This window comes from Prescottella soli, assembly GCF_040024445.1.
GTDB classification, from domain to species: Bacteria; Actinomycetota; Actinomycetes; order Mycobacteriales; family Mycobacteriaceae; genus Prescottella; species Prescottella soli.
In genome coordinates this window covers 4350856-4367088 of the sequence record NZ_CP157276.1, presented here as the reverse complement: position 1 = coordinate 4367088, position 16233 = coordinate 4350856, and the positions used below count along the sequence as shown (strand labels likewise).

General features: G+C 65.3%; 30 protein-coding genes. 1 reads left to right on the top strand and 29 read right to left on the bottom strand.

The window, feature by feature from the left end; translation table 11 throughout:
• Positions 1-15 precede the first annotated feature (15 nt).
• The 6 genes from ABI214_RS20245 to infA form a co-directional block, all read right to left on the bottom strand.
• The gene (locus tag ABI214_RS20245; protein WP_127918772.1) at positions 16-1080 is read right to left on the bottom strand and encodes a DNA-directed RNA polymerase subunit alpha; all 1065 of its coding nucleotides are present in this window, start codon (positions 1078-1080) and stop codon (positions 16-18) included.
• A 100-nt stretch (positions 1081-1180) separates the two neighbouring features.
• Positions 1181-1786 carry a 30S ribosomal protein S4 gene (rpsD, locus tag ABI214_RS20240; RefSeq protein WP_114718865.1) on the bottom strand — a complete coding sequence of 202 codons (606 nt, stop codon included), beginning with the start codon at positions 1784-1786 and terminating at the stop codon, positions 1181-1183.
• A 26-nt stretch (positions 1787-1812) separates the two neighbouring features.
• Positions 1813-2226: a 30S ribosomal protein S11 gene (gene rpsK / locus ABI214_RS20235; RefSeq protein WP_005239680.1), complete on the bottom strand. Its 414-nt coding sequence runs from the start codon at positions 2224-2226 to the stop codon at positions 1813-1815.
• Entirely contained in the window at positions 2226-2594 is a 369-nt protein-coding gene (gene rpsM, locus ABI214_RS20230; protein ID WP_348604260.1) for a 30S ribosomal protein S13, read from the bottom strand. Before rpsM ends, rpsK begins: the two co-directional genes overlap by 1 nt.
• Before the next feature lie 212 nt (positions 2595-2806).
• Entirely contained in the window at positions 2807-2920 is a 114-nt protein-coding gene (gene rpmJ, locus ABI214_RS20225; protein ID WP_003938068.1) for a 50S ribosomal protein L36, read from the bottom strand.
• A gap of 77 nt (positions 2921-2997) precedes the next feature.
• The gene (gene infA, locus ABI214_RS20220) at positions 2998-3219 is read right to left on the bottom strand and encodes a translation initiation factor IF-1 (protein ID WP_003418601.1); all 222 of its coding nucleotides are present in this window, start codon (positions 3217-3219) and stop codon (positions 2998-3000) included.
• Between the two features lie 227 nt (positions 3220-3446).
• Between infA and dtd the strand changes: the two genes are divergently transcribed.
• Positions 3447-3884 (top strand): D-aminoacyl-tRNA deacylase, encoded by a 438-nt coding sequence (gene dtd / locus ABI214_RS20215; RefSeq protein ID WP_348604259.1) that lies wholly within the window; start codon positions 3447-3449, stop codon positions 3882-3884.
• A 70-nt stretch (positions 3885-3954) separates the two neighbouring features.
• Here dtd and map read toward each other — a convergent pair whose 3' ends face one another.
• From map to rplC, 23 genes are all read right to left on the bottom strand, one after another.
• A complete protein-coding gene (map, locus tag ABI214_RS20210) occupies positions 3955-4758 on the bottom strand; it encodes a type I methionyl aminopeptidase (protein WP_348604258.1) in 804 nt (267 codons plus the stop codon).
• Positions 4758-5303 (bottom strand): adenylate kinase, encoded by a 546-nt coding sequence (locus tag ABI214_RS20205; RefSeq protein WP_280758545.1) that lies wholly within the window; start codon positions 5301-5303, stop codon positions 4758-4760. Before ABI214_RS20205 ends, map begins: the two co-directional genes overlap by 1 nt.
• Positions 5300-6622, bottom strand: a complete 1323-nt coding sequence (gene secY, locus ABI214_RS20200) for a preprotein translocase subunit SecY (protein WP_348604257.1) — start codon at positions 6620-6622, stop codon at positions 5300-5302. Before secY ends, ABI214_RS20205 begins: the two co-directional genes overlap by 4 nt.
• A 218-nt stretch (positions 6623-6840) precedes the next feature.
• Positions 6841-7281 carry a 50S ribosomal protein L15 gene (gene rplO, locus ABI214_RS20195; RefSeq protein WP_348604256.1) on the bottom strand — a complete coding sequence of 147 codons (441 nt, stop codon included), beginning with the start codon at positions 7279-7281 and terminating at the stop codon, positions 6841-6843.
• A gap of 2 nt (positions 7282-7283) precedes the next feature.
• A complete protein-coding gene (gene rpmD / locus ABI214_RS20190; protein ID WP_280758542.1) occupies positions 7284-7463 on the bottom strand; it encodes a 50S ribosomal protein L30 in 180 nt (59 codons plus the stop codon).
• On the bottom strand, positions 7463-8101 hold the full coding sequence (rpsE, locus tag ABI214_RS20185; protein WP_127918765.1) for a 30S ribosomal protein S5: 639 nt from the start codon (positions 8099-8101) through the stop codon (positions 7463-7465). The genes rpmD and rpsE overlap by 1 nt, the downstream gene beginning before the upstream one ends.
• Positions 8102-8132: 31 nt before the next feature.
• Complete coding sequence (rplR, locus tag ABI214_RS20180; protein WP_348604255.1) at positions 8133-8540, bottom strand: 50S ribosomal protein L18; 408 nt, start codon at positions 8538-8540, stop codon at positions 8133-8135.
• A gap of 1 nt (position 8541) precedes the next feature.
• Positions 8542-9081 carry a 50S ribosomal protein L6 gene (gene rplF / locus ABI214_RS20175; RefSeq protein WP_348604254.1) on the bottom strand — a complete coding sequence of 180 codons (540 nt, stop codon included), beginning with the start codon at positions 9079-9081 and terminating at the stop codon, positions 8542-8544.
• Between the two features lie 14 nt (positions 9082-9095).
• On the bottom strand, positions 9096-9494 hold the full coding sequence (rpsH, locus tag ABI214_RS20170) for a 30S ribosomal protein S8 (RefSeq protein ID WP_031937772.1): 399 nt from the start codon (positions 9492-9494) through the stop codon (positions 9096-9098).
• Between the two features lie 172 nt (positions 9495-9666).
• Positions 9667-9852 carry a type Z 30S ribosomal protein S14 gene (locus ABI214_RS20165; protein WP_005518383.1) on the bottom strand — a complete coding sequence of 62 codons (186 nt, stop codon included), beginning with the start codon at positions 9850-9852 and terminating at the stop codon, positions 9667-9669.
• 4 nt (positions 9853-9856) lie between these two features.
• Positions 9857-10423: a 50S ribosomal protein L5 gene (gene rplE, locus ABI214_RS20160; protein ID WP_005518382.1), complete on the bottom strand. Its 567-nt coding sequence runs from the start codon at positions 10421-10423 to the stop codon at positions 9857-9859.
• A 1-nt stretch (position 10424) separates the two neighbouring features.
• The gene (gene rplX / locus ABI214_RS20155) at positions 10425-10742 is read right to left on the bottom strand and encodes a 50S ribosomal protein L24 (RefSeq protein WP_280758538.1); all 318 of its coding nucleotides are present in this window, start codon (positions 10740-10742) and stop codon (positions 10425-10427) included.
• Complete coding sequence (rplN, locus tag ABI214_RS20150; protein WP_127918760.1) at positions 10742-11110, bottom strand: 50S ribosomal protein L14; 369 nt, start codon at positions 11108-11110, stop codon at positions 10742-10744. Before rplN ends, rplX begins: the two co-directional genes overlap by 1 nt.
• A gap of 170 nt (positions 11111-11280) precedes the next feature.
• The gene (gene rpsQ / locus ABI214_RS20145; RefSeq protein ID WP_127918759.1) at positions 11281-11571 is read right to left on the bottom strand and encodes a 30S ribosomal protein S17; all 291 of its coding nucleotides are present in this window, start codon (positions 11569-11571) and stop codon (positions 11281-11283) included.
• A complete protein-coding gene (rpmC, locus tag ABI214_RS20140; protein WP_137799456.1) occupies positions 11568-11804 on the bottom strand; it encodes a 50S ribosomal protein L29 in 237 nt (78 codons plus the stop codon). Before rpmC ends, rpsQ begins: the two co-directional genes overlap by 4 nt.
• Positions 11804-12220: a 50S ribosomal protein L16 gene (rplP, locus tag ABI214_RS20135; protein WP_005518375.1), complete on the bottom strand. Its 417-nt coding sequence runs from the start codon at positions 12218-12220 to the stop codon at positions 11804-11806. Before rplP ends, rpmC begins: the two co-directional genes overlap by 1 nt.
• A 3-nt stretch (positions 12221-12223) precedes the next feature.
• Positions 12224-13021 carry a 30S ribosomal protein S3 gene (gene rpsC / locus ABI214_RS20130; protein WP_127918757.1) on the bottom strand — a complete coding sequence of 266 codons (798 nt, stop codon included), beginning with the start codon at positions 13019-13021 and terminating at the stop codon, positions 12224-12226.
• Positions 13021-13425, bottom strand: coding sequence for a 50S ribosomal protein L22 (gene rplV, locus ABI214_RS20125; protein ID WP_348604253.1), 405 nt, complete (start codon positions 13423-13425; stop codon positions 13021-13023). The genes rpsC and rplV overlap by 1 nt, the downstream gene beginning before the upstream one ends.
• Entirely contained in the window at positions 13422-13703 is a 282-nt protein-coding gene (gene rpsS, locus ABI214_RS20120) for a 30S ribosomal protein S19 (RefSeq protein ID WP_005518370.1), read from the bottom strand. The genes rplV and rpsS overlap by 4 nt, the downstream gene beginning before the upstream one ends.
• 18 nt (positions 13704-13721) lie before the next feature.
• A complete protein-coding gene (gene rplB, locus ABI214_RS20115; RefSeq protein ID WP_127918755.1) occupies positions 13722-14555 on the bottom strand; it encodes a 50S ribosomal protein L2 in 834 nt (277 codons plus the stop codon).
• Positions 14556-14593: 38 nt separating this feature from the next.
• A complete protein-coding gene (rplW, locus tag ABI214_RS20110) occupies positions 14594-14899 on the bottom strand; it encodes a 50S ribosomal protein L23 (protein ID WP_005518367.1) in 306 nt (101 codons plus the stop codon).
• The gene (gene rplD, locus ABI214_RS20105; RefSeq protein ID WP_348604252.1) at positions 14896-15561 is read right to left on the bottom strand and encodes a 50S ribosomal protein L4; all 666 of its coding nucleotides are present in this window, start codon (positions 15559-15561) and stop codon (positions 14896-14898) included. Before rplD ends, rplW begins: the two co-directional genes overlap by 4 nt.
• The gene (rplC, locus tag ABI214_RS20100) at positions 15558-16211 is read right to left on the bottom strand and encodes a 50S ribosomal protein L3 (RefSeq protein ID WP_127918753.1); all 654 of its coding nucleotides are present in this window, start codon (positions 16209-16211) and stop codon (positions 15558-15560) included. The genes rplD and rplC overlap by 4 nt, the downstream gene beginning before the upstream one ends.
• Positions 16212-16233: the final 22 nt, after the last annotated feature.

The following is a 16233-nucleotide window of genomic DNA, read 5'->3' as shown; positions in this document are numbered from 1 at the left end:
GCCGGGTGATACGGGTTACAGCTGTTCGGTCTCGGCGTAGTCCTGGTCGGTGCCCTCAGCGTCGCTGAAGGAACCGGCGTCGGTGTCGCTCCACGTACCGGTGGCGGCGTCGTAGCCGGCAACGGTCGTCGGATCGAAGGACGCAGGGCTGTCCTTGAGGGCGAGGCCGAGCGAATGCAGCTTGACCTTGACCTCGTCGATGGACTTCTGTCCGAAATTGCGGATGTCGAGCAGATCGGACTCCGTGCGTGCCACGAGCTCGCCGACGGTGTGAACACCCTCGCGCTTGAGGCAGTTGTAGGAGCGGACCGTCAGGTCCAGATCCTCGATGGGGAGTCCGAAGGAAGCGATGTGATCGGCCTCGGCGGGCGAGGGTCCGATCTCGATGCCTTCTGCCTCGACGTTCAGCTCACGGGCGAGGCCGAAGAGCTCAACCAGGGTCTTGCCCGCCGAAGCGAGCGCGTCCCGAGCGGTGATGGAGTTCTTGGTCTCCACGTCGAGAATCAGCCGATCGAAGTCGGTGCGCTGCTCGACGCGGGTCGCTTCCACCTTGTAGGTGACCTTGAGCACCGGCGAGTAGATCGAGTCGACCGGAATACGGCCGATCTCGGCGCCGGACGCCTTGTTCTGGACGGCGGGGACGTAGCCGCGACCGCGCTCGACGACGAGCTCGATCTCCAGCTTGCCCTTGTCGTTCAGGGTGGCGATGTGCAGATCCGGGTTGTTGACCGTGACGCCTGCCGGCGGAACGATGTCACCCGCAGTCACGACCCCGGGGCCCTGCTTGCGGACGTACATGGTGACCGGCTCGTCCTCTTCGGAGCTCACGACCAGGCCCTTGAGGTTCAGGATGATGTCGGTGACGTCTTCCTTCACACCCGGGACGGTGGTGAACTCGTGCAGGACGCCGTCGATGCGGATGCTGGTGACAGCAGCGCCGGGGATCGACGACAGCAGGGTGCGGCGCAGCGAATTGCCGAGGGTGTACCCGAAGCCTGGCTCGAGGGGCTCGATGACGAACTTCGAGCGGTTTTCAGCGATGACCTCTTCGGTCAGCGTGGGTCGCTGAGAGATGAGCATTGGATTTCCTCCTGTACGGGCGTCCGCCATATGACGCCCACGATGGGAAAGGCTTGGGACCTGGGAGCGGCCGTTACCGACCGCTCCCAGGCATCACGCCTTACTTCGAGTAGTACTCGACGATCAGCTGTTCCTGCAGCGGGACCTCGATCTGCGCACGCTCGGGGAGCTGGTGCACCAGGATGCGGAGGCGTCCACCGACGACCTGCAGCCAGCCCGGGATCGGGCGATCGCCCTGGGTCTCACGGGCGATCTGGAACGGCAGGGTCGCCAGCGACTTCTCGCGGACATCGATGATGTCGTACTGCGAGACGCGGTAGCTGGGGATGTCGACCTTCTTGTTGTTCACGAGAAGGTGGCCGTGCGTGACCAGCTGACGCGCCTGGCGGCGGGTGCGAGCGAGGCCTGCGCGGTACACGACGTTGTCGAGACGCGACTCCAGGATCTGGAGCAGGTTCTCGCCGGTCTTACCGGGGCGGTTGACCGCCTCCTGGTAGTAGCGACGGAACTGCTTCTCCATGACGCCGTAGGTGAAGCGAGCCTTCTGCTTCTCCTGCAGCTGGAGCAGGTACTCGCTCTCCTTGATGCGCGCGCGGCCGTGCTGGCCCGGCGGGTAAGGACGCCGCTCGAACGCCTGGTCGCCTCCGACGAGGTCGACGCGCAGACGACGCGACTTGCGGGTGATGGGTCCGGTATAACGTGCCATGTTCTTTTACCTATCCTTCCCGCTACTTAAACCCGACGCCGCTTGGGCGGACGGCAGCCGTTGTGCGGCTGGGGGGTGACATCGGAGATGGTGCCGACCTCGAGGCCGGCAGCCTGCAGCGAGCGGATCGCGGTCTCGCGGCCCGAGCCCGGGCCCTTCACGAAGACGTCGACCTTCTTGACGCCGTGCTCCTGCGCCTTGCGGGCAGCGTTCTCAGCAGCGAGCTGAGCAGCGAACGGCGTCGACTTACGCGAGCCCTTGAAGCCCACGTGGCCCGACGACGCCCAGGAGATGACGTTGCCGGCCGGGTCGGTGATCGACACGATCGTGTTGTTGAAGGTGCTCTTGATGTGAGCGGCACCGTGCGGGACGTTCTTCTTGTCCCTGCGACGCGCCTTCTGGGTCTTCTTCGGACCGGTGCTACGTGACTTGGGAGGCATTACTTCTTCTTTCCTGCGACGGTGCGCTTCGGACCCTTACGGGTGCGAGCGTTGGTCTTGGTGCGCTGTCCACGCACGGGCAGACCACGGCGGTGGCGCAGGCCCTGGTAGCAGCCGATCTCGATCTTGCGGCGGATGTCCGCCTGCACCTCGCGGCGCAGGTCACCCTCGACCTTCACCGACTCCTCGATGTACTCGCGGAGCTTGGCGAGGTCCTCGTCGGACAGGTCCTTGCTGCGCAGGTCCGGGTTGACACCCGTGGCAGTCAGGATCTCCTTGGAGGTGGTACGGCCGATGCCGTAGATGTAGGTCAGTGCGATCTCCATGCGCTTTTCGCGAGGAAGATCAACACCTGCGAGACGTGCCATTTGGCATTCCTATCGGTGTGCGGAGGTCTGCTCCCAGTCCGTCCCCTGCGTCTACAAACTCTGCGGTTCACTCGCAGTGGGGCCCCGGCCTCCGTGCCGGGGGTGGACCGCTACCTGCCTTCGGTTTCCCTGGGCCCGGGTTGCGGTTGGTGCTGAGAGGTCTTCTTTACGCTTGTTGCCAAGTCGATCTCGAAGAAGGACGTGATCTGGTACTAGCCCTGACGCTGCTTGTGGCGCAGGTTCTCGCAGATCACCATGACGCGCCCGTTACGGCGAATCACCTTGCACTTCTCGCAGATCTTCTTGACGCTAGGCTGAACCTTCACGTGCGTCTGATCTCCTGTTGTCTGTCCACCCGAGGGCAGACATAGTTCTCCCCGGCCGGTTGTGGCCGGGGAAGCTCTTACTTGTAGCGGTAAACGATGCGCCCACGCGACAGGTCGTAGGGCGACAGCTCCACGACGACGCGGTCCTCGGGAAGAATGCGAATGTAGTGCTGACGCATCTTGCCGCTGATGTGTGCGAGGACCTTGTGGCCGTTCTCCAGCTCAATGCGAAACATCGCATTGGGCAGCGGCTCGACAACTCGTCCCTCGACCTCGATGGCCCCGTCCTTCTTAGCCATGTCCTCCGCGATCCGTTGAGTGGCGTATGGGTGCATCGGCTACCGTCACCGGTATCCGCTACAGCGGTGGTCCTGACGGTTGGAAGCGTCACCCCGACACGAGGTCGGACGCGCAGACAAACCGATACGCAGGGCGCACCGTTGTTCCATCCTACCGGCAATTCCCAACCAGGCCAAATGCGGCCTCGAGCCGCCGCGACTCCCCCACCCGAAGGGAACACATCCAGATGCGTGCACTCGTCCAGCGGGTCACTTCGGCCGCCGTCTCTGTCGACGGCGAGGAGGTCGCCCGGATCTCGCCACCCGCCGGCGGGCAGGGACTGCTCGTGCTCCTCGGCGTCGGGCACGACGACGACCCGATCGCCGCGGCGAACCTCGCCCGCCGCGTGTGGCGCCTGCGGATCCTCGACGACGAGAAGTCCGCATCGGACGTCGACGCCCCGATCCTCGTCGTCAGCCAGTTCACCCTCATGGCCGACACCCGCAAGAGTCGACGCCCGTCGTGGTCCCCGGCCGCGCCGCGCTCTGTCGCCGAACCGCTCGTCGACGCGTTCGGCGCCGCGCTACGGGACCAGGGCGCCACCGTCGAGGTCGGCAAGTTCGGCGAGCACATGCAGGTGAGCCTGATCAACGACGGCCCGGTCACCGTGCTGCTCGACAGCTGACGACGACACCGAGCACACAAACGCCGAGCGGGCAGTGAGAGTTCACTGCCCGCTCGGCGTTTGTTCGATCTCAGTTGTCGCCGGGGCGCAACGTGAGGATCCGGGGACCGTCCTCGGTGACGGCGACCGTGTGCTCCCAGTGCGCGGCACGACTGCCGTCGGTGGTCACCACCGTCCACTCGTCCTCGAGGACCTCGGTCTCGTACGTGCCGAGCGTGAGCATCGGCTCGATCGCCAGGACCGACCCGATCACCAGGTGCGGCCCCTTACCGGGAGCGCCCTCGTTCGGCAGGAACGGATCCATGTGCATCTCACGCCCGATCGCGTGACCGCCGTAGCCGTCGACGATCCCGTACTGACGACCGTGCGCAGACTCGGCGGCCCGCGTCCCGAGCTCGATCGCGTGCGAGACGTCCGTCAGCCGGTTGCCCTCCACCATCGCGACGATGCCGGCCTCCATCGACAGGCGCGTCGCCTCGCTCAACTGGGCGTCGGCCTCGCTGAGTTCACCGACGCCGAACGTCCACGCCGAGTCGCCGTGCCACCCGTCGAGGATCGCCCCGCAGTCGATCGACACCAGATCGCCCTCGGCGAGGAGTTCGTCCGCGGACGGGATGCCGTGCACGACGCGGTCGTTGACCGACGAACAGATGGATCCGGTGAACCCGTGGTAGCCGAGGAACGACGGCACCGCGCCGGCGTCGCGGATGACCGCTTCGGCGACCTGGTCCAGTTCCAGTGTGCTGACCCCGGGCTTGGCCGCGTCTCGCACCGCCACGAGGGCGGCCCCGACGATCGCACCCGCCGCCGCCATGGCGTCGAGCTCACCCGCCGTGCGGAACGGAACGACCTTGCGCTTGCGGCCGAACGCCATTACTTCCCCAGCGCGGACAGAGCGCGGGCGTTGACCTCTTCGACGGCACCGACGGCGTCGACGGTGACGATCTGGCCGGCGTAGTAGTCGAGCAGCGGCGCCGTCTCCTCGCGGTAGACGCGCATGCGGTTACGGATCACATCCTCGGTGTCGTCGGCGCGACCACGGGCGAGCATCCGCTCGACGACGACGTCATCGTCGACATCGAACGCGAGCACACCGTCGAGCTTGGCGCCCAGGCCCTCGAGGATGTCCTCCAGCGCCTTCGCCTGGTCGACCGTGCGCGGGAAGCCGTCGAGCAGGAAGCCGTTGGCCGCATCCGGCTCGGCCACGCGCGCCTTCACCATGTTGTTCGTGATCTCGCTGGGGACCAGGTCGCCCGCGTCGAGGTACTTCTTGGCCTCGAGTCCGAGCGGGGTCGACTGCCCGATGTTCGCGCGGAACAGATCTCCGGTGGAGATGTGGGGAACGCCCAGCTTCTCGGACAGGATCGCGGCCTGGGTGCCCTTACCGGCACCGGGAGGACCAAGGAGGACAAGTCTCACTTGAGGAACCCTTCATAGTTTCGCTGCATGAGCTGGCTCTCGATCTGCTTAACCGTATCGAGGCCCACACTGACCATAATCAGCACCGCGGTGCCGCCGAACGGCAGGTTGGTCGCGCCACCCGAGCTACCGATCCCGAGGAAGAGATTCGGCAGCACCGCGATGGTGCCGAGGTAGATCGCGCCCGGCAGAGTGATACGGCTCAGCACGTAGTTCAGGTAATCGGCGGTCGGCCGTCCGGGACGAATGCCCGGGATGAAGCCGCCGAACTTCTTCATCTCGTCGGCGCGCTCCTCCGGATTGAAGGTGATCGCGACGTAGAAGTAGGTGAAGAAGACGATCATGCCGAAGTAGATCAGGATGTAGACCGGGTTCGCCGGGTTCACGAGGTACTCGTTGATCCACTTCTGCCACCAGCTCGGATTGGGGTTGGTGTTGGCCCCGGTGAGCTGGACGATGAGGTTCGGCAGGTAGAGCAGCGACGACGCGAAGATCACCGGGATGACGCCGGCCTGGTTGACCTTGAGCGGCAGGTACGTGGACGAGCCGCCGTACATCTTCCGGCCGACCATCCGCTTGGCGTACTGCACCGGGATGCGGCGCTGGCCCTGCTCGACGAAGACGACGCCGGCGATGATCGCGAGCGCCGCGACACACACGAGCGCGAAGACCAGACCGCCGCGGCTGTCGAGGATCGCCTTGCCCTCGGACGGGATGCGCGAGGCGATGCCCGCGAAGATCAGCAGCGACATGCCGTTGCCGACACCGCGCTCGGTGATCAGCTCGCCGAACCACATCACGAGGCACGAACCGGCCGTCATGACCAGCACGATGATGATCAGGCCGAAGACGCTGTCGTCGGCGAGAATCGGCTCCGTACAGCCCTGCAGCAGCTGCCCACGCGACGCGAGAGCGACGATGCCCGTCGACTGCAGGACCGCCAGCGCGATCGACAGATAGCGCGTGTACTGCGTCATCTTCGCCTGGCCCGACTGCCCCTCCTTGCGGAGGTCCTCGAACTTCGGGATGACGACGGTCAGCAACTGGATGATGATGCTCGCCGTGATGTACGGCATGATGCCGATCGCGAACACCGACAGCTGCAACAGCGCACCGCCGGAGAACAGGTTGATCAGCGAGTAGATGCCGGCGGATTCGCCACCGGACACCTGATCGATACACGCACGGACGTTGCCGTAGTCGACACCGGGCGACGGCAACGTCGCGCCCAGCCTGTACAGAGCGACCAGACCCAGCGTGAAGAGGATCTTCCGCCTCAGGTCAGGCGTCCTGAGGGCCGAGACAAAGGCGGAAAGCAAAGATCCTCCTGGCGCACGACATACGGAGAGCCGATCTGAATGACCCGCCCCGTGGATTGCAGAACTCTAGAACTCTAACAGTGACACATGAAAACACAGCCCGGTTGCACGGGCTGGCCGCTCTCCAGTATGCCCGTTCGCGCACCCTGGAGCGGCGAATGGCCGCAACTCGTCCCAGTGGGATGAGTTGCGGCCATTCGACAGCTAGCTGAGCGAGATCACAGCTCGGTGGTGGTACCACCGGCAGCGGCGATCTTCTCCTTGGCGGCGCCCGAGAACTTGTTCGCGGTGACCTGGACGGCAACCGCGATGTCGCCCTCGGCGAGAACCTTCACGAGCTGGTTCTTGCGAACCGCGCCCGCGGCAACCAGCTCGGCAACGCCGATCTGTCCACCCTCGGGGAACAGACGAGCGATGTCGCCGACGTTGACGACCTGGTACTCGGTGCGGAACGCGTTCTTGAAGCCCTTGAGCTTGGGCAGACGCATGTGCAGCGGCATCTGTCCACCCTCGAAGGCAGCCGACACGTTCTTACGTGCCTTGGTGCCCTTGGTGCCGCGACCAGCGGTCTTACCCTTCGAGCCCTCACCGCGACCGACGCGAGTCTTGTCGGTCTTGGCACCGGGCGCGGGGCGCAGGTGGTGCAACTTGATGGTCATGGTTAGACCTCCTCAACCGTGACGAGGTGGCGCACCACGTTGATCAGACCACGGTTCTGCGCGTTGTCCTCGCGGACGACGGACTGACGGATGCCCTTCAGTCCGAGGGTGCGCATGCTGTCCCGCTGGTTCTGCTTCGAACCGATGGTGCTCTTGACCTGGGTGACCTTGAGCTGTGCCATTACTTCACGCTCCCAGCCTGTGCGCGAGCGCGCAGCATGCCGGCCGGGGCCACGTCCTCGAGGGGCAGGCCACGACGGGCTGCAACCTCTTCCGGACGCTGCAGACCCTTGAGGGCGGCAACCGTCGCGTGCACAACGTTGATCGCGTTGTCGCTACCGAGCGACTTGGCGAGGATGTCGGAGACGCCCGCGCACTCGAGCACGGCACGCACCGCGCCACCGGCGATCACACCGGTACCCGGGCTGGCCGGACGCAGCATGACGACACCGGCCGCCGCCTCGCCCTGAACCGGGTGGGTGATGGTGCTGCCGATGAGCGGCACACGGAAGAAGCTCTTGCGAGCCTCCTCGACGCCCTTCTGGATGGCCGCGGGAACTTCCTTGGCCTTGCCGTAGCCGACGCCGACGAGTCCGTTGCCGTCGCCCACGATCACGAGAGCGGTGAAGCTGAAGCGACGACCGCCCTTGACGACCTTCGAGACGCGGTTGATGGAGACAACGCGCTCGATGTGGTTCGACTTCTCGGCAGCGTTGTCACGACGGTTGTCGCGACGATCGCGACCACCGCGGTTGTCGCCCTGGGGGCCACCCTGTCCGGCGGGTCCGCTTCCGCCGTCACGCCTTTGACGTCCCGGCATCAGGCATTCCTTCCGTTAGTAATGTTGGTCATCAGAACTTCAACCCGCCTTCGCGAGCGGCATCGGCCAGGGCCGCGATGCGGCCGCTGTAGGTGTGGCCACCGCGGTCGAAGACCACGGCCTCCACGCCGGCAGCCTTGGCGCGCTCGGCGATCAGCTGACCGACCTTGGCGCCACGGGCCTTCTTGTCGCCGTCCAGCGCACGCACGTCGGCCTCGATGGTCGACGCGGCGGCAAGGGTCTTGCCGGCCAGGTCGTCCACCAGCTGCACGTGGATGTGGCGCGAGGAGCGGTTCACGACGAGACGCGGACGCTCGGGGGTGCCGGAGACCTTCTTGCGGAGACGGAAGTGACGACGCGCCTTCGACAGACGACGCGTGGTGGACACGTCCTTGCCCAGCGGAATCCGCTTGGCTTTCTGGTTTGCAGTCTGGCTCATATCACTTACCCGTCTTTCCGACCTTGCGACGGACCTGCTCACCCTCGTAGCGGATGCCCTTGCCCTTGTACGGGTCGGACTTGCGCAGGCGGCGGATGTTGGCCGCGATCTGGCCGACCTTCTGCTTGTCGATGCCGGAGATCGAGAACTTGGTCGGCGACTCGACAGCGAAGGTGATGCCCTCCGGAGCCTCGATCGGGACCGGGTGGCTGTAGCCGAGCGCGAACTCGAGGTCCTGGCCCTTCAGCGCCACACGGTAACCAACGCCGTGGATCTCCATCTTGGTGGTGTAACCAGCGGTCACACCAACGATCATGTTCTGCACGAGGGTGCGCGACAGACCGTGCAGCGCGCGGCTGCGACGCTCGTCGTCGGGACGGGTGACCTGCAGGGCACCGTCCTCACCCTTGACGACCGAGATCGGCTCGGAGACGGTCAGCGACAGCGAACCCTTGGGGCCCTTGATCGCGACGTCCTGTCCGGAGATGGTCACGTCGACGCCCGCGGGGACGGCGACCGGAATCTTTCCAATACGCGACATTCTGGTGGCCTCCCTTACCAGACGTAGGCGAGGACTTCCCCGCCCACTCCCTGATTGGCCGCCTGACGATCGGTGAGCAGGCCGGAAGACGTGGAGATGATCGCCACGCCGAGGCCGCCCAGGACCTTGGGCAGGTTGGTGGACTTCGCGTACACGCGCAGACCGGGCTTGGAAACACGGCGGACGCCGGCGAGGCTACGCTCGCGGCTGGGGCCGTACTTGAGGTCGACGATCAGCGTCTTGCCGACCTCGGCATCCTCGGTGCGGTAGTCCGCGATGTAGCCCTCACGCTTGAGGATCTCGGCGATGTTCGCCTTGATCTTCGAGTGCGGCAGCTTCACCTCGTCGTGGTACGCCGAGTTGGCATTACGCAGACGCGTCAAGAAGTCTGCGATCGGATCAGTCATGGTCATGAGTTGACCTGTGCACCTTTCTCGTTGGGGTTCCCATGCAACACCGGTACCGACCCCGCTCCCCCCGATGTATCGAAGGAGCGGGGTCGGCCCGATCGTGGGCCTACAACGAAGTGGTTCTTACCTTCACCGTTCCACGGACGTGGAACGGAAGTCTTTGTTGTTCGGCTGCTTACCAGGAGCTCTTGTGAACGCCCGGCAGCTCGCCGGCGTGTGCCATCTCGCGAACGCAGATACGGCACAGACCGAACTTGCGGAACACCGAGTGCGGACGGCCGCACTTCTGGCAACGGGTGTACGCGCGCACCGCGAACTTCGGCTTCTTGTTGGCCTTGTTGACCAGTGCCTTCTTAGCCATGGGCTCAGTTCTCCTTGAACGGGAAGCCGAGGTGCTTGAGCAGCGCACGGCCTTCTTCGTTGTTGGTGGCGGTGGTCACGACGGTGATGTCCATACCGCGCGGACGATCGATCTTGTCCACGTCGATCTCGTGGAACATCGACTGCTCGTTGAGGCCGAACGTGTAGTTGCCGTTGCCGTCGAACTGGTTGCCCGACAGGCCGCGGAAGTCGCGGATACGGGGCAGCGCGATGGACACCAGACGGTCCAGGAACTCCCACATGCGGTCGCCACGCAGCGTCACGCGCGCGCCGATCGGCATACCCTCACGCAGCTTGAACTGCGCGATGGACTTGCGGGCCTTGCGGATCTCCGGCTTCTGGCCGGTGATCAGGGTGAGGTCGGCGACCGCACCGTTGATCAGCTTGGCGTCACGGGCGGCGTCGCCGACACCCATGTTCACGACGACCTTGACCAGGCCGGGGATCTGCATGACGTTCGCGTAATCGAACTCAGCGTTCAGCGCGTCCTTGATCTCCGCACGGTAGCGGGCCTTCAGACGCGGCTGGGTCTTGTTCTCGGTGGAGGTCATGTCAGATGTCCTTCCCGTTCTTCCGGGAAATGCGAACGCGCTTGCCGGTCTCTTCATCCGTGCGGTAGCCGACGCGAGTCGGGTTTCCGTCGGAGTCGACGACCATGACGTTCGAGACGTTGATCGGAGCTTCCTGCGTCACGATGCCGCCCGAGGAGGCGCCACGCTCGTTCGCGGAAACCGCGGTGTGCTTCTTGATGCGGTTCACGCCCTCGACGAGGACCTTGCCGGTCGCGGGGTAGGCCTGGATGACCTTGCCCTTCGCGCCCTTGTCCTTGCCGGAGACGACCAGCACGGTGTCACCCTTGTGCACCTTCATCACAGCACCTCCGGGGCGAGCGAGACGATCTTCATGAAGCGCTTCTCGCGCAGCTCACGACCGACGGGTCCGAAGATACGGGTGCCGCGCGGATCATTGTCCGCCTTGATGATGACGGCAGCGTTCTCGTCGAACTTGATGTACGAGCCGTCCGGACGGCGACGCTCCTTGGTGGTGCGGACGACGACGGCCTTGACGACCTCGCCCTTCTTCACGTTTCCACCCGGGGTTGCGTCCTTGACGGTGGCGACGATGATGTCGCCGATCCCGGCGTAGCGACGAGACGAGCCACCGAGAACGCGGATGCAGAGAATCTCCTTGGCACCCGTGTTGTCGGCGACGCGCAGTCGCGACTCCTGCTGAATCACTAACTTCTCCTTGACCTGGCTTGTTTCGACCCGGCGACTCGCAAGCGAATCACCAAATCGTGCGCGGCAGATTTCCGACCCGACGCGCGCGGTCCGTACCCGCCGATGGTGGGGCTGCCACTGCTTTCACAGGGCAACCCCACCATCGTACTGGATACACTCTTCGGCTCTTACTTGGCCTTCTCGAGGACCTCGACCAGACGCCAGCGCTTGGTCGCCGACAGCGGTCGGGTCTCCATGAGCTGGACGCGGTCGCCGATGCCGGCGACGCCGTTCTCGTCGTGCGCCTTGACCTTCGAGGTGCGTCGGATGATCTTGCCGTAGAGCGGGTGCTTCACCCGGTCCTCCAGCTCGACCACGATGGTCTTCTCCATCTTGTCCGAGACCACGTAGCCGATGCGGACCTTGCGGCTGCCGCGCTCTTCGGTGCTGTTGGTGCTCACTGCCTTATCCTCACTCATGCCGCGTCACCTGCGTCCGGACCGGAGGCCAGGCCGAGCTCGCGCTCGCGCAGGACGGTGTAGATGCGCGCAATCTCGTGACGGACCGTGCGCAGCCGGCGGTTGTTGTCCAGCTGACCGGTGGCCATCTGGAAACGAAGGTTGAACAGTTCTTCCTTCGACTCGCGGAGCTTGGTGACCAACTCTTCGTCGGTCAGCTCGCGGAGCTCTGCAGCAGGGCTGGTGGTTGCCATCAGAACTGCTCCTCCCTCGTCACGATCCGGCACTTGCACGGGAGCTTGTGCATCGCGCGACGCAGAGCCTCGCGGGCGATCTCCTCGTTCGGGTAGCTCATCTCGAACATGACCCGTCCGGGCTTGATGTTCGCGACCCACCACTCCGGCGAACCCTTACCGGAACCCATGCGGGTCTCGGCAGGCTTCTTGGTGAGCGGGCGATCCGGGAAGATGTTGATCCAGATCTTGCCGCCACGCTTGATGTGCCGGGTCATGGCGATACGAGCGGACTCGATCTGCCGGTTGGTGATGTAGGCCGGCTCGAGAGCCTGGATGCCGTACTCACCGAAGGCCACCTGGGTCCCGCCCTTGGCGGCACCCGAACGGCTCGGGTGGTGCTGCTTGCGGTGCTTGACCCGACGTGGGATCAACATGCGTCAGCCCTCCTTCTGCTCAGTCGAAGCGGGTGCATCGGCGGTGGCAGTCGCAGCGCGACCGGCCTCGGTGCTGGTCGCGGTGGTGCCGGCGGCACCGGAGCGACGCGGACGGCTCGGACGCTCGCGACGCGGGCGCTCGGCCGGCGCAGCAGCAGCCAGCTCACGCTTGCCGCCGACGATGTCGCCCTTGTAGATCCAGACCTTCACGCCGATGCGACCGAAGGTGGTCTTGGCCTCGTACAGGCCGTAGTCGATGTCCGCACGCAGCGTGTGCAGCGGGACACGACCCTCGCGGTAGAACTCCGAGCGGCTCATCTCGGCGCCGCCGAGGCGGCCCGAGCACTGCACGCGGATGCCCTTGACGTTCGGCTGACGCATGGCCGACTGGATGGCCTTGCGCATGGCGCGACGGAACGCGACACGGTTCGAGAGCTGCTCGGCGACACCCTGTGCCACGAGCTGGGCCTCGGCCTCGGCGTTCTTGACCTCGAGGATGTTCAGCTGGACCTGCTTGCCGGTCAGCTTCTCGAGCTCGGCGCGAATGCGATCGGCCTCGGCGCCACGGCGACCGATGACGATGCCCGGACGCGCGGTGTGGATGTCCACACGCACACGGTCACGGGTGCGCTCGATCTCGACCTTCGCGATGCCCGCGCGCTCCATGCCGGTGGCGAGGAGCTTACGGATCGCGACGTCTTCCTTGACGTACTCCGCGTACTGCTTGTCTGCGTACCAGCGCGACTTCCAGTCGGTCGTGATGCCGAGACGGAAGCCGTGCGGGTTGATCTTCTGGCCCACTACTGACCACTTCCCTTCCGGCGGTTACGACCCGAGGCGGCACCCCGGCTCGCCACACTTTCCACAATGACGGTGATGTGGCTCGAACGCTTGCGGATCCGGAAGGCCCGGCCCTGTGCGCGCGGCTGGAACCGCTTGAGGGTCGCACCCTCGTCCACGAACGCCGTCGCGACGACGAGCGTGGAGGGATCGAGGTTCAGGTTGTTCTGCGCGTTGGCAGCTGCGCTGGCGATCACCTTCGCGACCGGCTCGGCCGCGGACTGCGGCGCGAACTTCAGGATCGCGAGAGCCTCGTCGACCGACTTGCCGCGGACGATGTCCACGACGCGGCGCGCCTTCATGGGGGTCACGCGCACGTGGCGCGCGACCGCCTTCGCGGTGGGGTTCTGGGTTTCAGTACTCATCGACGCTTGCTCTTCCGGTCGTCCTTGATGTGGCCCTTGAACGTCCTGGTCGGTGCAAACTCTCCGAGCTTGTGGCCAACCATCGAATCCGAAACGAACACCGGAACGTGCTTGCGTCCGTCATGGACGGCAAACGTGTGACCGATGAAGTCCGGAATGATCGTGGAACGACGGCTCCAGGTCTTGATGACCTGCTTGGTGCCCTTCTCGTTCTGCACGTCCACCTTCGCAAGGAGGTGGTCATCGACGAACGGGCCCTTCTTCAGGCTGCGTGGCATCCTTCACTCCCTCCTTGACTAGCGCTTCTTGCCGGTACGGCGACGACGGACGATGAGCTTGTCGCTCGCCTTGTTCTTGCGGGTGCGGCCCTCAGGCTTGCCCCAGGGGCTGACCGGGTGGCGACCACCGGAGGTCTTGCCCTCACCACCACCGTGCGGGTGGTCGACGGGGTTCATGACCACACCACGGACGGTCGGGCGGACGCCCTTCCAGCGCATGCGGCCGGCCTTGCCCCAGTTGATGTTCGACTGCTCGGCGTTGCCGACCTCGCCGACGGTGGCGCGGCAGCGCACGTCGACGCGACGGATCTCACCGGACGGCATACGCAGCGTGGCGTAGGTGCCTTCCTTACCCAGCAGCTGGATGCTGGCACCGGCGGAGCGGGCCATCTTGGCGCCGCCGCCGGGACGCAGCTCCACAGCGTGGATGGTGGTACCGGTGGGGATGTTGCGCAGCGGCAGGTTGTTACCCGGCTTGATGTCGGCGCCTGCGCCGGACTCGATCGGGGCGCCCTGCACCAGGCCCTTGGGGGCGATGATGTAGCGCTTCTCGCCGTCCGCGTAGTGCAGCAGCGCGATGCGAGCGGTGCGGTTGGGGTCGTACTCGATGTGAGCGACCTTGGCCGGCACGCCGTCCTTGTCGTTGCGACGGAAGTCGATCAACCGGTAGGCGCGCTTGTGACCGCCACCCTTGTGACGGGTGGTGATGCGACCGTGGGCGTTACGACCACCGCGACCGTGCAGCGGGCGAACCAGCGACTTCTCGGGCGTCGACCGAGTGATCTCGGCGAAGTCCGAGACACTCGAGCCGCGACGGCCCGGGGTAGTCGGCTTGTACTTACGAATTGCCATGAGTCTTCTCGTCCTCTATCTCGTCAAGTCCCAGACGCTTACGCGACCGGGCCTCCGAAGATCTCGATGGGCTTGCTGTCGGCCGAGAGGGTCACGAGCGCACGCTTGGTGTCCTTGCGCTTGCCGTAACCGAAGCGGGTCCGCTTGCGCTTGCCCTGACGGTTGGCGGTGTTGACGCTGGTCACGGTGACGCCGAAGACCTTCTCGACGGCAATCTTGATCTGCGTCTTGTTCGAGTCCGGGTGCACCAGGAAGGTGTAGGTGCCTTCCTCGATCAGTCCGTAGGACTTCTCGGAGATGACCGGGGCCAGCAAGATGTCGCGGGGGTCGGCGATGGTGGTCACTTGCTCTCCTCCTCGTTCTTGGCCGGGCCCGCGATGAAGGTGTTCAGAGCCTCGAGGCTGAACACGACGTCATCGCTGTTGAGCACGTCGTAGGTGTTGAGCTGGTCGGGTGCAATGGGGTGCACGCCTTCCAGGTTCTGGACGCTCTTCCACGCTGCGATGTCCTCGCGGCCGACGACCAGCAGGAACTTCTTGCGGTCGGACAGCTCGCCCAGGAACGACTTCGCCGTCTTGGTGGACGGGACCTGCCCGGCGACCAGCTCGGTGATGACGTGGATGCGCTCGCTGCGGGCCCGATCGGAGAGGGCGCCACGGAGAGCGGCGGCCTTCATCTTCTTGGGGGTGCGCTGCGAGTAGTCACGCGGCTGCGGGCCGTGGACGGTGCCACCGCCGGCGAACTGCGGCGCACGGGTCGAGCCCTGACGTGCGCGGCCGGTGCCCTTCTGGCGGTACGGCTTCTTGCCACCGCCGCGGACCTCGCCGCGGGTCTTGGTGGCGTGAGTGCCCTGACGTGCCGCAGCGAGCTGCGCAACGACGACCTGGTGCATCAGAGCGATGTTCGCGGTCGCGTCGAAGATCTCGGAGGGGAGATCGACGGTGCCGTTGGTCTTGCCACCGGCAGCCTTGACGTCGAGGGTCAGCTTGGTTGCGGTCTCGGTCATGCCGAAGCACCACCCTTCACTGCGGTCTTGACGATCACGAGGCCGCCCTTGCGGCCGGGGATCGCACCCTTGATCAGCAGCAGACCGTTCTCGGCGTCCACCTTGTGGACCGAGAGGTTCTGCGTCGTGATGCGGTCGGAGCCCATGCGGCCCGACATGCGCATGCCCTTGAACACGCGGCCGGGGGTGGCGCAGCCACCGATGGAACCCGGGCGACGGTGAACAGCCTGCGCACCGTGGGAGGCGCCCTGACCGGCGAAGCCGTGACGCTTCATGGTGCCGGCGAAGCCCTTGCCCTTGCTGGTGCCGGTGACGTCGACGTATGCGCCGTCCTCGAAGACCTCGGCCGTCAGCTCCTGGCCGACCTCGTACGCGGAGGCGTCGGCAACGCGGAGCTCGACGACGTGGCGACGCGGGGTGACGCCGGCCTTGGCGAACTGGCCCGAGGTGGGCTTGTTCACCTTGCGCGGGTCGATGGCGCCGAACGCCAGCTGCACGGCGCTGTAGCCGTCACGCTCTTCGGTACGGATCTGGGTGACGACGTTCGGCCCAGCCTTGACGACGGTGACCGGGACGACCCGGTTGTTCTCGTCGAAGACCTGGGTCATGCCGAGCTTGGTGCCCAGGATTCCCTTGATCTGATTAGTCATTTGATATCTCCGCTGCGTCTTC

What these genes read in the sequence shown, in the direction of transcription:
- rplP (WP_005518375.1), bottom strand. Translation starts at nt 12,220, where the DNA reads ATGTTGATCCCACGTCGGGTCAAGCACCGCAAGCAGCACCACCCGAGC.
- rplD (WP_348604252.1), bottom strand. Translation starts at nt 15,561, where the DNA reads ATGACCGAGACCGCAACCAAGCTGACCCTCGACGTCAAGGCTGCCGGT.
- infA (WP_003418601.1), bottom strand. Translation starts at nt 3,219, where the DNA reads ATGGCTAAGAAGGACGGGGCCATCGAGGTCGAGGGACGAGTTGTCGAG.
- rpmD (WP_280758542.1), bottom strand. Translation starts at nt 7,463, where the DNA reads ATGGCACAGCTCAAGGTCACCCAGGTCAAGAGCACCATCGGTTCGAAG.
- rplX (WP_280758538.1), bottom strand. Translation starts at nt 10,742, where the DNA reads ATGAAGGTGCACAAGGGTGACACCGTGCTGGTCGTCTCCGGCAAGGAC.
- rpmC (WP_137799456.1), bottom strand. Translation starts at nt 11,804, where the DNA reads ATGGCAACCACCAGCCCTGCTGCAGAGCTCCGCGAGCTGACCGACGAA.
- rpsS (WP_005518370.1), bottom strand. Translation starts at nt 13,703, where the DNA reads ATGCCACGCAGCCTGAAGAAGGGCCCGTTCGTCGATGACCACCTCCTT.
- rpsM (WP_348604260.1), bottom strand. Translation starts at nt 2,594, where the DNA reads ATGGCACGTCTCGCAGGTGTTGATCTTCCTCGCGAAAAGCGCATGGAG.
- rplE (WP_005518382.1), bottom strand. Translation starts at nt 10,423, where the DNA reads ATGACCTCCACCGAGAACAAGACCCAGCCGCGTCTGAAGGCCCGCTAC.
- rplR (WP_348604255.1), bottom strand. Translation starts at nt 8,540, where the DNA reads ATGAGCCAGACTGCAAACCAGAAAGCCAAGCGGATTCCGCTGGGCAAG.
- rplB (WP_127918755.1), bottom strand. Translation starts at nt 14,555, where the DNA reads ATGGCAATTCGTAAGTACAAGCCGACTACCCCGGGCCGTCGCGGCTCG.
- dtd (WP_348604259.1), top strand. Translation starts at nt 3,447, where the DNA reads ATGCGTGCACTCGTCCAGCGGGTCACTTCGGCCGCCGTCTCTGTCGAC.
- rpsK (WP_005239680.1), bottom strand. Translation starts at nt 2,226, where the DNA reads ATGCCTCCCAAGTCACGTAGCACCGGTCCGAAGAAGACCCAGAAGGCG.
- ABI214_RS20245 (WP_127918772.1), bottom strand. Translation starts at nt 1,080, where the DNA reads ATGCTCATCTCTCAGCGACCCACGCTGACCGAAGAGGTCATCGCTGAA.
- rplF (WP_348604254.1), bottom strand. Translation starts at nt 9,081, where the DNA reads ATGTCGCGTATTGGAAAGATTCCGGTCGCCGTCCCCGCGGGCGTCGAC.
- rpsD (WP_114718865.1), bottom strand. Translation starts at nt 1,786, where the DNA reads ATGGCACGTTATACCGGACCCATCACCCGCAAGTCGCGTCGTCTGCGC.
- rplO (WP_348604256.1), bottom strand. Translation starts at nt 7,281, where the DNA reads ATGACCATCAAGTTGCACCACCTGCGCCCCGCGCCCGGTGCCAAGACC.
- ABI214_RS20165 (WP_005518383.1), bottom strand. Translation starts at nt 9,852, where the DNA reads ATGGCTAAGAAGGCACTGGTCAACAAGGCCAACAAGAAGCCGAAGTTC.
- rplC (WP_127918753.1), bottom strand. Translation starts at nt 16,211, where the DNA reads ATGACTAATCAGATCAAGGGAATCCTGGGCACCAAGCTCGGCATGACC.
- rpsE (WP_127918765.1), bottom strand. Translation starts at nt 8,101, where the DNA reads ATGCCGGGACGTCAAAGGCGTGACGGCGGAAGCGGACCCGCCGGACAG.
- rpsH (WP_031937772.1), bottom strand. Translation starts at nt 9,494, where the DNA reads ATGACCATGACTGATCCGATCGCAGACTTCTTGACGCGTCTGCGTAAT.
- rplV (WP_348604253.1), bottom strand. Translation starts at nt 13,425, where the DNA reads ATGAGTACTGAAACCCAGAACCCCACCGCGAAGGCGGTCGCGCGCCAC.
- map (WP_348604258.1), bottom strand. Translation starts at nt 4,758, where the DNA reads ATGGCGTTCGGCCGCAAGCGCAAGGTCGTTCCGTTCCGCACGGCGGGT.
- rpsQ (WP_127918759.1), bottom strand. Translation starts at nt 11,571, where the DNA reads ATGAGTGAGGATAAGGCAGTGAGCACCAACAGCACCGAAGAGCGCGGC.